This is a genomic window from Modestobacter versicolor, assembly GCF_041028285.1.
Taxonomy (GTDB): Bacteria; Actinomycetota; Actinomycetes; order Mycobacteriales; family Geodermatophilaceae; genus Modestobacter; species Modestobacter versicolor_A.
This window is the reverse complement of record NZ_JABGDB010000034.1, coordinates 1-617: the sequence shown is the minus strand read 5'-3', so window position 1 is coordinate 617 and position 617 is coordinate 1. Positions and strand designations below refer to the sequence as shown.

General features: G+C 36.3%; 1 protein-coding gene. It reads right to left on the bottom strand.

Going from position 1 to position 617, the window contains the following annotated elements:
- Positions 1-347 precede the first annotated feature (347 nt).
- On the bottom strand, positions 348-617 hold a 270-nt coding region (locus tag HL054_RS22130), incomplete at its 5' end, for a hypothetical protein (protein WP_369141289.1).

Below are 617 nucleotides of genomic sequence, written 5' to 3'. Positions count from 1 at the left end.
AGGAAGTTACTGAATCAAGTATTTACGTCATGTTTAATCATAACCATATTATATAATGAAAAAGGCCCATATGGCCTTTACTTAATTTTCTTAATTCCTGTAATACCTGACACAGTTGATGAGCCGCCACGCATTACTTTAACAGATGCTAAACCAAGGTTTGATGATCTTTGAGCAGTTTTCACTCTAACACCAAGCGCTCTTGTTAGTTCTGATGAGCTAATTTTAGCACCTGATTGTCCTGAGATAGCCTTTCTTGCGGCACGTTTGGCAAACGCAAACCTATGAGGAACATTTTCAGTAACTTGCTTTTGCATTTCACCTGATATTTCATTTTGCATACCTTTTCAGAAACCATCAACATACTTGTCAAGATTTCCAAACATTGCTTTACCTTTTGACACTTCAATTCCAGCTTTAATTATACCTAAGATATTTCTTACTTCAGTTACTGGCATAAATGAAAGCATCTGAAGGAAACCACTTGAAAGACCTGAACCGGTTAAATCAAATGATACTGGTGAATTACCTTTTCTACCTGGAGTACCATAAGCAATATTATCAAGGTAGTATTCACCTTTTGAACGTGCTTCAAGGAAATTAAGCAATTCCATGCG